This window comes from Bradyrhizobium sp. USDA 4353, from assembly GCF_054063215.1.
Window position 1 is genome coordinate 1,723,046 of the sequence record NZ_JBSSGB010000001.1, and the last position, 13,701, is coordinate 1,736,746.

Here is a 13,701-nt window from a genome sequence, read left to right on the forward strand (position 1 = left end):
TTGCGCTCAGCTCTTGTCGCTCTTGTCGTGGCCGAGCTGGAAGATCTGCGTGCCATCCGCGCCCGACAGCAGGCCGGTGTCGGAATAGAGCTTCAGCTTGGTGCGGGTGTCGGTGATGTCGAGGTTGCGCATGGTGAGCTGGCCGATGCGGTCGGCGGGCGTGAAGGCGGCGTCCTCGACCTTTTCCATGCTCAGCCGCTCCGGCTGATAGGTGAGGTTCGGGCTCTCGGTGTTGAGCAGCGAATAGTCGTTGCCGCGGCGGAGCTCGAGCGTGACCTCGCCGGTGATGGCGCTGGCCACCCAGCGCTGCGCGGTTTCGCGCAGCATCAAAGCCTGCGAGTCGAACCAGCGGCCCTGATAGAGCAGGCGGCCGAGGCGCAGGCCGTTGATGCGGTACTGCTCGATCGTATCCTCGTTGTGGATGCCGGTCAGCAGCCGCTCATAGGCGATGTGCAGCAGCGCCATGCCCGGCGCCTCGTAGATGCCGCGGCTCTTGGCCTCGATGATACGGTTCTCGATCTGGTCGCACATCCCCAGGCCATGGCGGCCGCCGATCGCATTGGCTTCCAGGAACAGCGCCACCGGATCGGTGAAGGTCTGGCCGTTGAGCGCGACCGGCTGGCCCTCCTCGAAGCGCACCACGACGGTCTCGGCCTTTACGACACAGTCCTCGAGCCAGAACGGCACGCCCATGATCGGGTTGACGATGCGGATGCCGCTCGACAGGCTCTCGAGATCCTTGGCCTCGTGGGTGGCGCCGAGCAGGTTGCTGTCGGTCGAATACGCCTTCTCGGCGCTCATTTTGTAGTTGAAGCCGTTGGCGGTGAGGAACGCCGACATCTCGGCGCGGCCGCCGAGCTCGTCGATGAATTGCTGGTCGAGCCAGGGCTTGTAGATCTTGAGGTTCGGATTGGTCAGCAGGCCGTAGCGGTAGAACCGCTCGATGTCGTTGCCCTTGTAGGTCGAGCCGTCGCCCCAGATGTCGACGCCGTCCTCCTTCATCGCGGCGACCAGCATGGTGCCGGTGACGGCGCGGCCGAGCGGCGTGGTGTTGAAGTAGGTGGCGCCGCCGGTCGAGATGTGGAAGGCGCCGGACTGGATCGCGGCGATGCCCTCGTGCACGAGCTGGGTGCGGCAATCGACCAGGCGCGCCTTCTCGGCGCCGAAGCTCATCGCCTTGCGCGGGATTTCGTCATAGTCGGACTCGTCGGGCTGGCCGAGATTGGCGGTGTAGGCGAAGCAGCGCGCGCCCTTCTGCTTCATCCAGAGCAGCGCGGCGCTGGTGTCCAGGCCGCCCGAGAAGGCAATGCCGACTTTCTCGCCCGTAGGCAGGCCTTTGAGGATCGTGGTCATGGGAGTCCAACCGGTGTTGATGGCCGAAACGTTTCCGAAATTCGCGCGCGGATAGCAGATTTCTCCCCGCTCGGCACGCGATTAATGGCGGCTGGGCCGCGCTCAGCCCGCGGGGCTGGTGTCCGGCTGGCGGCGGCCGAACAGGCGGCGCATCAGGCGGAAGCCCGGCATGGCGAAGCGAGTCAGCGCGGCATCGACGCCTTCATCCGTCAGACGCGTGGACGGCCAGCGGTAGATGTAGCCATGAGCGAGCCAGATCACGAGGAAGGTGACCAGCCCGGCAGCGGAGATGTCGGTGAAGAAATGGCCGCCGAACGCCATGCGCAGCACCGAGGTGGCGAGGCCGAACAGCACGGCGGCGGCATAGGCGACGGGGCGGATCGCCGGCGGCGTGAGCGCGGCCGGGGCGAGCGTCCAGAACGCGGTGGCGCCTTCGCCGGAGAAGAACGAGCAGTTGCGGCCGCAGCCGCCGCGCGGATCCCAATATGGCACGAACTGCATGTCGCCGCCGAACTCGGTCACGGCCACGGGGCGCGGCCGGCCCCAATAGGATTTGAAGGTGAAGTTGGTGAGCACGCCGGCTGACAGCGACAGAGTCAGCAGCAGGAAGGCGACGGTCCGGCCCTTGATCAGCAGCGGCCGATCGGGGCGGATCAGCTTCACCGCCAGTGCGACGATCGAAGGCAGCGCGAGGCCCCAGGCGATCCACATCGCGGCATCGCGCGCGAATGCGGCAGTGCTGTCCAGCTTCAGCGGGAAGCTGCGCGTGTGCGGATCGTAGAACAGCGCGGCCAGCTTGAGGTCGAGCTCGGGATAGACGCCGAACAGCACGCCGATGACGAGCGCGAGCGACAATGCGATGAAGAGGCCGTTGCGGTTCATGGCGCGCGGTTTAGCGAAAGCGGATGGCGATGGAAAGGCTCAGCGCGGCGATCCCGACGGGAGCGGCGGAGGCGGGGGCAGAAGCCGTGATTCACGCCAGCGGCCGGCATTGCGGCCGGCGATCAGCCAATAGATCAGGCCGCCGAGGATGCCTGCGCCGGTCAGGATCTCGAGCTGGCGGCGGACGATGCCCTCGAAGTGGAACGTGTCGGGATCGAACGGGACCAGGCCGAGATAGCAGGCCGCACCGACCACGCCGCCGCCGATCGCATAGGCAAGCACGCTGCGGATCGAGAACGCCTCGGTGATCAGCGCGATCAGCAGCGCCGGGATCAGCGCGAAGCCGGACACGAAGATGAAGCCGAAGCCGATGACAACCTGGAGCGCGCTCTGGTCGATCGGCCCGATGCCGATGTCGGAGAATTCCGGGATCAGGATCGCTGTCACTACGACCAGTCCCGCGACGAAGCTCGCGAGCAGGAAAGCGAACGCCATCACGATCAGCCGGCCGATCAGCGCCATGGCGAAGATATCTCCCGATCGTCATCGCGAGGAGCGTTAGCGACGAAGCGATCCAGGGTCACGAGTCAGCCCTGGCTTGCTTCGCTTCGCTCGCAATGACGGAGCATGCCGTTCGACATCGGCCCTAATCCGTCATCGCCATCGCGCGCAGCGCCTGGCGCTCCCTGGCCGACAGCTTCTCCGTCTCCGACTTGAGCTGGCCGCAGGCGGCGAGGATGTCGCGGCCGCGCGGGGTGCGCACCGGGGAGGAGTAGCCGGCGTTGAAGACGTATTCGGAGAATTTCTCGATCTGCTCCCAGTCCGAGCATTCATAGGCCGAGCCCGGCCATGGATTGAACGGGATCAAATTGATCTTGGCCGGAATGCCCTTCAGCAGCTTGACCAGCAGCCGGGCGTCGTCGAGCGAATCGTTGACGCCCTTGAGCATCACATATTCGAAGGTGATGCGGCGGGCATTCGACGCACCGGGATAGTCGCGGCAGGCCTGCAACAGCTCGGCGATGGGATATTTGCGGTTCAGCGGCACGAGCTCGTTGCGCAGCTCGTCGCGCACGGCGTGCAGCGAAATCGCCAGGGCCACGCCGATCTCCTCGCCGGCGCGCTTGATGTTCGGCACCACGCCGGACGTCGACAGCGTGATACGGCGGCGGGAGATGCCGATGCCCTCATTGTCGGAGACGATCAGCAGCGCATCGCGCACCGCGTCGAAATTGTACAGCGGCTCGCCCATGCCCATCATCACGATGTTGGTGATCAGGCGGTTGCCGTGCGGCGTCTCGCGATCCGCCCAGTCGTTGAGCCGGTCGCGCGCGACCATCACCTGACCGACGATCTCGCCGGCGGTGAGGTTGCGCACCAGCCGCTGCGTGCCGGTATGGCAGAACGAACAGTTCAGCGTGCAGCCGACCTGGGACGAGACGCAGAGTGTGCCGCGATCCGTCTCGGGAATGTAGACGCACTCGACCTCGTGCGCCTTCTGCAAGCCGTCACCGCTCGGCAGCCGCAGCAGCCATTTGCGCGTGCCGTCATTGGAGATCTGCTCGGCGACGACCTCGGGGCGGTCGACCGTGAAGCGCTCAGCGAGAGCGCTGCGCGTGTCCTTCGACACGGAGCTCATCTCGTCGAAGGATTTGGCGCCGCGAAAATACAGCCAGTGCCAGAGCTGCTGCACCCGCATCTTCTGCTGCCGCTCCGGTACGCCGATCTCGCCGAGCGTCGCAGCCAGCTCCGCGCGCGACTGGCCGATCAGCGACGGCTTGGCCGGCGGCACGTAGGTTTCGAGCGGAGTCTTTTCGAGGGGCGCGGCGGCTCCGCGCAGCCCGGCAGTCGTTGCCATGTCCAGGGGCCCAAAATGCTGCCCGGCCGCTGCGGCCGAAGGCGTTGTCAGGCGTTATATAACGATCCGGCCGGCAAATGCGACCCGCGACGAGCGGTATCGAAGGCCGGCTTACCGGCGGCAATCCTGGGCGATGCGGTCGAGGGCCTGGGACAGCCCCTTGAGCGAGAACACGTCGGTGGTCTCCGTTCCCTTGGCCGAGACGCCCTTCACCACCGCCTCGGGCGCCTTGCGCATGGCCTCGACCATGCGCTCCTCCTCGGCCGCGTTCTTGATCCAGAGCCCGTCGCCCTGGGCGTACATCGCATAGGACGCGCCGCCGACATCGAGCGATCCGTCGGCGCCGGGCTTGAGCGCGTAGCCGATCATGATCGACACCTCGTTGAACACCTTCTCGGAGGGGCGGGTCGAGACGAAGGCGTAGGCGGGATCACGCGGACGATTGGCGGGGGTGGTCTTCGACGAGGCCGGCTTGGCGAGCGCGAAGCAGACCTTCTTGCCGCCGGGAGCCGCGGTGTATGCGCCCCAGCCGCCGAACTGAGCAATCAGCGTCGGTTCCGCACCGCCGATGCTCGGAACCGCGGGTTTTGCCTCAGCCTTTGGCGCGGCCTTTGGCTGCGGAGCCGGCGAAGCCTTGGGCGGCGCCTTCGGCGCAGCCGTCTGAGCGGCGGCAAGGCTCGGGCTTCCGAGCACGAGCGCGCCGGTGGCCAGCGCAGTCGACAATCGCAAAAACAACATGATTAAGCTTACGTCCCCCGCGATCTCGTTCCACCAACATTGTGACTGGAAAATGGCCCGGATTCGCAGACCGTCCGGGCGAGGGATAGCGGCTTCGCGGCTCGCTTGCAAAGCGGATCGACAGGGCTGGTGAACCGCTCCGCGGCTAGTTCATCGCGCTCGTTGTTCCGAGAGGCGGTATTCGCCGACGACCTCTTCGCAGCGGCCGCGGTTTGGCAATTGTCGGGCGTGTGCAAATCCGGCATGACGTTCCAAAAGCCCGGCACGATCCGGATAACAGCTGAAGGAGCGCCCATGAAAGCCATTCTCTGCTCGCAATTCTGCCAGCCCGACGATCTCGTCCTCGCCGACGTGCCCGATCCGGTGGCGGGTCCCGGGGAGGCCGTGATTGCGATCAAGGCTGCGGCGCTGAACTTCTTCGACATCCTGATGATCCAGGGGAAGTACCAGATGAAGCCGCCGTTCCCGTTCTCGCCGGGAGCGGAGGTCGCAGGCGTCATCGAGAGCGTCGGCGAGGGCGTGACGGATCTCAAGGCCGGCGACCGCGTCGTCGCGTCCTGCGGACATAACGGCGCGCGCCAGAAGATCGCGCTGCCTGCCGCCTCGATCGTCAAGATCCCCGATAATCTCGATTTCGACCGCGCCGCCGGCATCATCATCATCTACGGCACGGCGCTGCATGCGCTCGAGGACCGCGCCAGCCCAAAGCCGGGCGAGACGCTGGCCGTGCTCGGCGCCGCCGGCGGCACCGGACTTGCGGCGTGCGAGCTCGGCAAGCTGATGGGGCTGAAGGTGATTGCCTGCGCCTCCTCGGACGAGAAGCTCGACTTTGCCAAGCAGCACGGTGCCAGCCTGACCCTCAACTACGCCAAAGAGGATCTGAAGGAAGGCCTGCGCCGGCTGACCGACGGCAAGGGCGCCGACATCATCTTCGATCCGGTCGGCGGCTCTTACGCAGAGCAGGCGCTGCGCTCGATCGCCTGGGAAGGCCGCTTCCTGGTGATCGGCTTTGCCGCTGGCGACATTCCGAAGATGCCGCTCAACCTGGCGCTGCTGAAGGGCTGCGATATCCGCGGCGTGTTCTGGGGCGCCTGGACCCGGCTCAACCCGGCGAAGAACCGCGCCAATCTCGAGAAGCTCGTGCAGTGGACCGCCGAGGGCAAGCTGTCCTCCCATGTCGACCGCACCTTCCCGCTGGCGCAGACCGCCGACGCGCTCAAGGTGCTGGCGGGCCGCCAGGCCATGGGCAAGGTAATCCTGCATCCCTGACGAAGTCACACCGAACAGCTCGGAGCGATGTCGCTCCGAGCTGTTCGGTGTACGGTTCGCGCAAGTCTCGTCAGTCGTCCTGGTCGTGTAGGACTGGCTCTGCACGTGAGCAGAAATGTTGCGAGGAAGTCGCACGTTCGCCGGAAAATGACGCTGCCCGCCGGAGGGCTTCTGCAACCTAAGGCAGAAATTCCGAAAACGAGTGTTTCTTGGTTAACGCAACTCAAGAACATTGTGGCAGGGTTAATTCCTGCGCTTGCCCGTTGTTATTTCGGTGTTTCTCGTTTTGCTGCCACGCGAATTCGCGTGTGCGTCGTCACAATCAGATCAAAATATTTCCAGAATCGCGCCAGCTCTCGTCCACTTTTAGTCGGATTCAATTAGTCAATTAGTTGTCGGCAGTGGGGTGCCTCTAGCAATCGTGACGCGTCTCGAGCTTCTGACAGGCTCGGGACTAAAAATGTATGTTGCGTGAAGTGAGATGGGGATGAAGGCCATGGCTGAGCGGACGACACGCGGGAAGTTCAACGACAGATCTCCACCCGGTCCTGACTTCAGGCCCTTCCCGGACGATGCCCCCGAGGCGCGTCCGTCGAATTACCGATTCGGCCGGTCCGCCCAGGATCATCACTATCCCAACGACGAATCGATGCCGATGTTCCTCTCCGAATATGAGAGCGGCAACGAAATCGAGAGCACCGAGTTCGAGGACCAGTGGCCGGTCCGGACCCGCAAGGCGTCGGTCTCCTCGCGCATTCTGCTCGCGGTGGTGGCGGCGGCCGGTGTTGCCGTGCTGTTTGCCTTGGTCACCTCGGACGCGACGCGCGACCTGATCGCCAGCGCCAAGGCCTCGATGGTCGGCTCGGCGCCGGATCCGACCGCTCCGCCGCAGGACAGCGGCACGCAGCTCACCGCGCGCGACATGCAGTTGAACGACCCGGTGCGGTTGCCGCCCGAGCAGCCGGCAGCGGCGGCGACAACCCCGATGCAGACGGCCGCCGTTGCGCCGAGCCGTGACGACATCGCCAATGCCTACCAGACGGCCCTGCAGAACCGAGCTCCCACGCCGCCGGCTCCGAGCGTGGCGACTGCGCCAGCCGCGCCCTCGGCCATGGCGCCGTCCTCGATCAACTCGCCAGGTGCGGGCGCTGCGATCGTGGCCCCGGGCTTCGGCTCGGTCACGGCGGCGCCGCCGCCGGCCCAGCAGGCCCGGCGCCTCGACCCGGACGAGCTTGCCGGCATCATGAAGCGCGCCAAGGGACTGCTCGCCGCCGGCGACATCCCCTCGGCGCGGCTGCTGCTGGAGCGTGCGGCGGAGGCGCAGGAGCCGGCCGCAGCGCTGATGCTGGCGCAGACCTATGATCCCCACGTTCTGGGAACCAAGGACATCCGCAACATCAATGCCGATCCGGCCGCGGCTCGCAATTGGTATCGCCGCGCCGCGCAGCTCGGCTCGTCCGAAGCGCAGCGCAGGCTGGATCAGCTGCAGAATTGAGCAGGCGCGACGGCTCTTGATGCCGCCGCGTTCGATTTTCGCATTTTGCGCATGATGCTCGAGCTGACCCGCGGTGTCGCCTTCACGTCGGCCGCGCCCGCGTTGAGGCCGACGATCGTGCAACAGCCTTAGATCGAGGGAGATACATGCGACGTTTTCTTGGAGCGGCCATTGCCGCAATGATGATTGCGTGCGGTTTTTCCGCCCACGCCGAAGAAAGCGAATTCGACCCGGCCAAGGTCAGCGACAGCCTGAAGGCGATCTTCCAGTTCGGCTCGGTGCAGACCAAGCAGGCGCTCAACGCCAATACGGTCACGCTCATCACCGGCACGATCGGCGGCACCTATGTGCAATTCGGCGCCGACCTCGCTTCGCTGCTCGACGACGGTAACAGCCTGCGCGTCCTGCCGATCGTCGGCCGCGGCTCGGTGCAGAGCGTCGCCGACATCCTGTTCCTGCAGGGCGTCGATCTCGGCGTCGTCCGCGCCGACACGCTGGATTATCTCGAGCGCAAGGGCTTCGCCAAGGACATCAAGCGCCAGTTCACCTACGTCACCAAGCTCTACAACGAGGAGATGCAGGTGATCGCGCCGCGCGCGGTGCGCAATCTGCGCGACCTCGAAGGCCGCCGCGTCAGCGTCGACCTGCCGAACGGCGGCACCTTCGTGACGGCGCTGACGGTGTTCGAACGCCTCAACCTGCGCGCCAACTTCCTCTACATCGAGCAGCGCATCGCGATGGAGAAGCTGAAGCGCGGCGAGCTCGATGCGGTGATCGTCGTCGGCGGCAAGCCCTACAAGTCGGTCAGCAACTTCGTTAATGATGGCCGCTTCCACCTGGTGAATGTCGATTATGACCGCCCGTTGCAGACCGACTATCTGCCCGCGACGCTGACGGCCAAGGACTATCCGAACCTGATCGCCGAGGGCGAGAAGGTCGATACGATCGCGGTGCCCGCCGTGCTCGCAGCCTATAATTGGGCGCCGAACACCGACCGCTACCGCAAGCTCGCAACCTTCGTCGATGCGTTCTTCACCAAGTTCCCGGCGTTCCAGAACCCGCCCTTCCATCCGAAGTGGAAGGAAGTCTCGCTGTCGGCACCGCTCGCCGGGTGGCAGCGTCTGCCGGCCGCCAGCAAATGGCTGGAGACTCATGCGATGGAAGGCGCGCAGCGCGACCGCTTCGACGACTTCCTGAAGCAGAGCAGCGCCGGCAAGGCGCTGCCGAGCGAGGCCGACCGGGAGGCTCTGTTCAAGCAGTACCAGGCCTGGGAAGCCGAGAAGACCGGCAGCGCCCGCGCCCAGGCGCGACCGCAGCGTTGAGCGGACCAACGCATCTGCGCGACGTGACGTCATAAGAAAAGCCCTGCTCACGCAGGGCTTTTTTGTTGATGCACGTCTTGTCCGGGGTTGGCCTATACCGCGCGCAATGCGTCGTCAGCCAGCCTTGTCGCCGTCCTCTGCCGGATCGAACGTCTTGTCCGCGTCGAGCCGCGCCAGCGCGGCCTTTGCCGCCGCGCGATGGTCCGGCGTGATGTTCGACGCGACCATCCGGATGGCGGTGGCCAGCACGGCGGCGTCGTCGGTGAAGCCGAGCACCGGCATGACATCGGGCAGGAAGTCGAAAGGCAGGATGAAATAAGCCAGCGCGCCGAGCAGCGCGACCTGCACATGCCGCGGCGTCTCCTTGTCGAAGGCGCAGTAATAGGCAGCCAACAGATCCTCGGCGAACGGGATCCGGGACACGACCTGCTTGAACTTGGTCCAGAAGCGGCGACGGACGCTGTCGCGATCCTGCGCCAGCCGGTCGGCGGGCTCGAAGCCAACGCTGTAATCGGTGCTCCCCGATGCCATATCGGTCTCCCCAAAGAGCGAGGCGCCGCGCAGTCGCGGTCCTCTTGCGGACATGTGGGGATGGCAGCCTCCGCCGCAAGGCGGCGATCTCCACACCAGGGCTTGGCGTCTCAGCCGCCGCTCGCCGCCGCGATCGCATCCATCGCCTTGGCCAGCGCGATGTCGCGCTCCGTCAGTCCGCCTGCGTCATGCGTCGACAGCACGACATCGACGGTGCGGTAGACGTTGCGCCATTCCGGATGGTGATCATGCTTCTCGGCCACCAGGGCCGCGCGGGTCATGAAGCCGAACGCCTCGTTGAAGTCGCGGAAGCTGAAGGTGCGGGTGATGGCGTCCCGGCCATCGACCATGGACCAGCCGGGAAGGGCCTTCAGGGCCGTGACGCGGGCCTCGGCCGACAATCGCTCCACCATCTCTGAACCTCCCATTCATCTCGCCGGCCCCTCGGCGGGCGCGGTCGAAGCCGGACATTTACGGGGTCTCGCGGGCAGCCAAGTGTCCCGCGACGTCGTGGCAGACTAGCAGAAACGGCATCCGGGTCAGAGCCTTGCGACAAAATCGGCGCGACCGGGTCACGGAACCGCCGGGTTAGTCGGCGACTGCGCTCCGGTAACCATGACGCAGATGTCACTCCGGACGGACAATAAATTTGCTACAGTTTCGCCCTAGCGAAGAACGAGGCCGGACGGAGCTGCGCGTGGCGCCGCTCCCCGACCATCGGATCAGCGGAGGATCGGACCTGGCAGACCCCCAGACCACGCCAGCGCAGCGCTCTCAGATGCGCCCTGCCGTGTTCATCGTCATCGCCGGGGATCCTCGCGATCGTCGGCGCTCTGGCGGGCGCCTATTATTTTGCCATGCGTCCGGTGGTCTTGAAGATTGCCGTCGGTCCGCCCAACAGTGACGACCTGAAGGTCGTCCAGGCGCTGACCCAGGCCTTCTCGCAGTCTCATGCCTATGTCCGACTGCGCCCGGTGCCGACCGAGGGGGCCGGCGAGAGCGCGCAAGCGCTCGCCGCGGGCAAGGTCGACCTCGCGATCGTGCGCGGCGACCTCGAGGTCCCGAAGAACGCGCAGGCCGTCGCGACCTTGCGCAAGAACGTCGCCGTGCTCTGGGTGCCCTCGTCCGGGAAAGGCAAGGGCAAGAAGGGCGCCGCCAAGATCACCAAGATCTCCCAGCTCGCGGGCCATAAGGTCGGCATCATCGGCCGCACGCCGGCCAACGCCAACCTGTTGAAGGTGGTCCTGCACCAATATGGCGTCGACGCCGGCAAGGTGGAGATCGTGCAATTCCCGGCGAGCGAGGCTGCCGAAGCCGTTCGCAGCCAGAAGGCGGACGTCTTTCTCGCGGCTGGGCCTGTCAACAGCAAGATCACGGGCGATGCGATCGCGGCCGCCACCAAGGAGGGCGGCCCGCCGACATTCCTCGCGATCGATTCGGCGGAAGCCATCGCCCAGAACCATCCCGAATATGAGGCGGCGGAAATTCCGGCCGGCGCCTTCGGCGGCTCGCCCGACCGGCCCGAGGAAGAGGTCAAGACGATCAGCTTCAACCACCACATCGTCGCCCGCAAAGGCCTTGCGGATTCGACCGTGTCGGCGTTCACGCATCAGCTGTTTTCGGTGCGTCAGCAGCTGCTGTCCGAATTCCCCCTGGCGGCCAAGATCGAGACGCCGGATACCGACAAGGACGCCGCCATTCCCGCGCATCCCGGCGCGGCCGCCTTCGTCGACGGCGAGGAGAAGACCTTCCTCGACCGCTACAGCGACTACATCTGGTGGGGTCTCATGGCCCTGTCGGCGATGGGCTCGGCCGGCGCCTGGTTCGCCGGCTATTTGAAGCGCGACGAGCGCACCATCAACACCTCGCTGCGCGACCGCCTGCTGGAGATGATCCCGATCGCGCGCAAGAGCGATTCGACCGACGAGCTCGACCAGCTCCAGGCCGAGGCGGACGAGATCCTGCGCAATACGCTGACCTGCTTCGAGGACGGCGCGATCGAGCACGCCGCGCTGACCGCGTTCAACATCGCGCTCGAGCAGTTCCACAATGCAGTCGCCGACCGCAAGCTCATCCTGATGAGCATGCCGGCCAACCTGCAGCGCACCGGCGCGCAACTGCGCGCCGCGGGCACCTGAGCCCGCGCGGGCCGCGCCGCGGAGCCGTTCACCCGCCCTGTAATTCCAGCGTCATCAATCTTTCCTACGTCTGCCCCGTCTCGGCAGCGCCGGCTCCGCGCGCCATCGACCAGGAGATCCCCCATGACCGTTCACATTCGTCGCCCGCACCTCACCTTGTCCCGCCGCCGCTTTCTGTCGACCGCGGCGGGAGCCGGCGTTGCGACGCTGTCGATGCCCTATCTGAGCCGCGCGGCCGACCGGCCGCAGATCACGCATGGCGTGCAGTCCGGCGACGTCAGCATGGACGGAGGCGTGGTATGGGCGCGCGCCGATCGGCCATCACAGATGCTGGTCGAGGTCGCCACGACCGAATCGTTCAAGGACGCTGCAGCTTGCCGCCGATCGCGGCGCTGCCGGAGAGCGACTTCACCGCCAAGATGCTGATCGAGAACCTGCCGAGCGGCCAGGACATCTTCTACCGCGTCAAATTCCGCGATCTCTCGCACACCGCCGTTGAGAGCGAGCCGGTGGTCGGCCGCTTCCGCACCGCGCCGGGCAACAAGCGCGACGTGTCGTTCGTCTGGGGCGGCGACGTTGCCGGCCAGGGCTGGGGCATCAATCCCGACGACGGCGGCATGTTCACCTTCGCGACGATGAAGAAGCATCGTCCGGACTTCTTCCTGCATTCCGGCGATACCATCTATGCCGATGGCCCGATCAAGTCCGAGGTCAAGCTGCCGGACAACAAGGTCTGGAAGAACCTGACGATCGAGGAGAAGGCCAAGGTCGCCGAGACGCTCGACGAATTCCGTGCCGCTCACAAGTACAATTTCCTCGACGAGAACGTCCGCGGCTTCAATGCCGAGGTGCCGATCTTCGTGCAGTGGGACGACCACGAGGTGACCAACAACTGGTCGGCCTCCAAGGATCTGCCGGCGGCCTACAAGGAGCGCAACATCCAGCTGCTCGCCGCGCGCGCAGCCCGCGCCTTCCATGAGATGTATCCGATGCGCGAGAGCATCGTCGAGCCGGGCCGGGTCTATCGCACGATCAATTACGGCCCGCATCTCGACGTCTTCGTGCTCGACGAGCGCAGCTATCGCGGCGCCAACGGTCCGAACCTCGAGGACAAATACGGCCCGACGTCCTACTTCATCGGGCCGGAGCAGATGCGCTGGCTGAAGCAGGCGCTGTTGAACTCGCGCGCGACCTGGAAGGTGATCGCCTCCGACATGCCGCTCAGCCTGATCGTGTATGACGACGCGGCCAACAAGAAGGGCTCCGAGGCGATCGCGCAGGGCGACGGCCCGGCGCGCGGCCGCGAGCTCGAAATCGCCGAGATCCTGCGCTTCATCAAGACGGCGCCGATCCAGAACACGGTGTGGCTGACGGCGGACGTGCACTACGCCGCCGCGCATTACTACGATCCCAACAAGGCGCAATTCCAGGACTTCGAGCCGTTCTGGGAGTTCGTCTCGGGCCCGCTGCATGCCGGCACGTTCGGCCCCAACGAGCTCGACAACACCTTCGGCCCCGAGGTCCGCTTCATCAAGGCGCCGGGCCTCGACAAGCAGAACCTGCCGCCGTCCGCCGGCATGCAGTTCTTCGGCCACGTCAAGATCGACGGCGCCAGCGGGCAGATGACGGTGACCTTGCGTGACCGCGCCGACGTCGCGCTGTGGTCGACGACGCTCGATCCGAAGCTCGGCTGATCAACGGCTGCGGCGGCGACTAATCGCGTCGCCGCAGCACCGCCTCCAACGCATCGGTCGGACACGGCTTGGGCAGGCGCGGCCGATCGGAAAACGCCGCCGGTACGCCGTCGGCGCCATAGCCTGTCGAGAATGCGAAGGGAATGCCGAGCGTGCTCAGCCGCTCGGCGATCGCAAAGCTCTTCTCGCGAACGAGGCCGACATCAAGCAGCGCGAATTGCGGCGGGCGCTCCTCGATCATGGCGAGCGCCGTGGCGACATTGGCCGCGATCCTGACCTCGGCAACACCGAGGTCGGTGATGGTGTCTTCCAAGCCGAGCGCGATGATCGGGTCGTCCTCGACGACCAGCACATGCTGGTAGAGCTCGGGCACGCTGGATTGCGAGCTGGTCATGTGATCTGCGGGTTCCAAGATGAAAGC

11 protein-coding genes and 2 pseudogenes are annotated in these 13,701 nt (G+C 65.7%); 5 read left to right on the forward strand and 8 right to left on the reverse strand.

The window, feature by feature from the left end; genetic code table 11:
• Positions 1 to 6: 6 nt before the first annotated feature.
• The 5 genes from argG to ACVILH_RS07750 all read right to left on the reverse strand — a co-directional run bounded on the left by argG (position 7) and on the right by ACVILH_RS07750 (position 4,831).
• Complete coding sequence (argG, locus tag ACVILH_RS07730) at positions 7 to 1,353, reverse strand: argininosuccinate synthase (protein ID WP_456712359.1); 1,347 nt, start codon at positions 1,351 to 1,353, stop codon at positions 7 to 9.
• Between the two features lie 102 nt (positions 1,354 to 1,455).
• A complete protein-coding gene (locus tag ACVILH_RS07735; protein ID WP_456712360.1) occupies positions 1,456 to 2,235 on the reverse strand; it encodes a phosphatase PAP2 family protein in 780 nt (259 codons plus the stop codon).
• Positions 2,236 to 2,274: 39 nt separating this feature from the next.
• The gene (locus tag ACVILH_RS07740; protein ID WP_456712361.1) at positions 2,275 to 2,757 is read right to left on the reverse strand and encodes a hypothetical protein; all 483 of its coding nucleotides are present in this window, start codon (positions 2,755 to 2,757) and stop codon (positions 2,275 to 2,277) included.
• A 124-nt stretch (positions 2,758 to 2,881) separates the two neighbouring features.
• Positions 2,882 to 4,093: a 23S rRNA (adenine(2503)-C(2))-methyltransferase RlmN gene (gene rlmN / locus ACVILH_RS07745; protein WP_456712362.1), complete on the reverse strand. Its 1,212-nt coding sequence runs from the start codon at positions 4,091 to 4,093 to the stop codon at positions 2,882 to 2,884.
• A gap of 111 nt (positions 4,094 to 4,204) precedes the next feature.
• Positions 4,205 to 4,831: an invasion associated locus B family protein gene (locus tag ACVILH_RS07750; protein WP_456712363.1), complete on the reverse strand. Its 627-nt coding sequence runs from the start codon at positions 4,829 to 4,831 to the stop codon at positions 4,205 to 4,207.
• 294 nt (positions 4,832 to 5,125) lie between these two features.
• Between ACVILH_RS07750 and ACVILH_RS07755 the strand changes: the two genes are divergently transcribed.
• From ACVILH_RS07755 to ACVILH_RS07765, 3 genes are all read left to right on the forward strand, one after another.
• Positions 5,126 to 6,100 (forward strand): NADPH:quinone oxidoreductase family protein, encoded by a 975-nt coding sequence (locus ACVILH_RS07755; protein ID WP_456712364.1) that lies wholly within the window; start codon positions 5,126 to 5,128, stop codon positions 6,098 to 6,100.
• A 496-nt stretch (positions 6,101 to 6,596) separates the two neighbouring features.
• On the forward strand, positions 6,597 to 7,595 hold the full coding sequence (locus ACVILH_RS07760) for a hypothetical protein (protein WP_456712365.1): 999 nt from the start codon (positions 6,597 to 6,599) through the stop codon (positions 7,593 to 7,595).
• Between the two features lie 146 nt (positions 7,596 to 7,741).
• Complete coding sequence (locus ACVILH_RS07765) at positions 7,742 to 8,917, forward strand: TAXI family TRAP transporter solute-binding subunit (RefSeq protein ID WP_456712366.1); 1,176 nt, start codon at positions 7,742 to 7,744, stop codon at positions 8,915 to 8,917.
• A gap of 114 nt (positions 8,918 to 9,031) precedes the next feature.
• Here ACVILH_RS07765 and ACVILH_RS07770 read toward each other — a convergent pair whose 3' ends face one another.
• Together ACVILH_RS07770 and ACVILH_RS07775 are read right to left on the reverse strand one after the other, a co-directional pair.
• Positions 9,032 to 9,448 carry a YkvA family protein gene (locus ACVILH_RS07770; RefSeq protein WP_456712367.1) on the reverse strand — a complete coding sequence of 139 codons (417 nt, stop codon included), beginning with the start codon at positions 9,446 to 9,448 and terminating at the stop codon, positions 9,032 to 9,034.
• 110 nt (positions 9,449 to 9,558) lie between these two features.
• Entirely contained in the window at positions 9,559 to 9,861 is a 303-nt protein-coding gene (locus tag ACVILH_RS07775) for a 4a-hydroxytetrahydrobiopterin dehydratase (RefSeq protein WP_456712368.1), read from the reverse strand.
• Between the two features lie 377 nt (positions 9,862 to 10,238).
• On the opposite strand from ACVILH_RS07775, the pseudogene ACVILH_RS07780 reads away from it, so the two are divergent.
• A pseudogene (locus ACVILH_RS07780) lies at positions 10,239 to 11,586 on the forward strand (TAXI family TRAP transporter solute-binding subunit).
• A 123-nt stretch (positions 11,587 to 11,709) separates the two neighbouring features.
• Positions 11,710 to 13,280, forward strand: a pseudogene (locus ACVILH_RS07785) (alkaline phosphatase D family protein).
• 19 nt (positions 13,281 to 13,299) lie between these two features.
• On the opposite strand, the gene ACVILH_RS07790 reads toward ACVILH_RS07785, so the two are convergent.
• Positions 13,300 to 13,674 carry a response regulator gene (locus tag ACVILH_RS07790; RefSeq protein ID WP_456712369.1) on the reverse strand — a complete coding sequence of 125 codons (375 nt, stop codon included), beginning with the start codon at positions 13,672 to 13,674 and terminating at the stop codon, positions 13,300 to 13,302.
• Positions 13,675 to 13,701 lie beyond the last annotated feature (27 nt).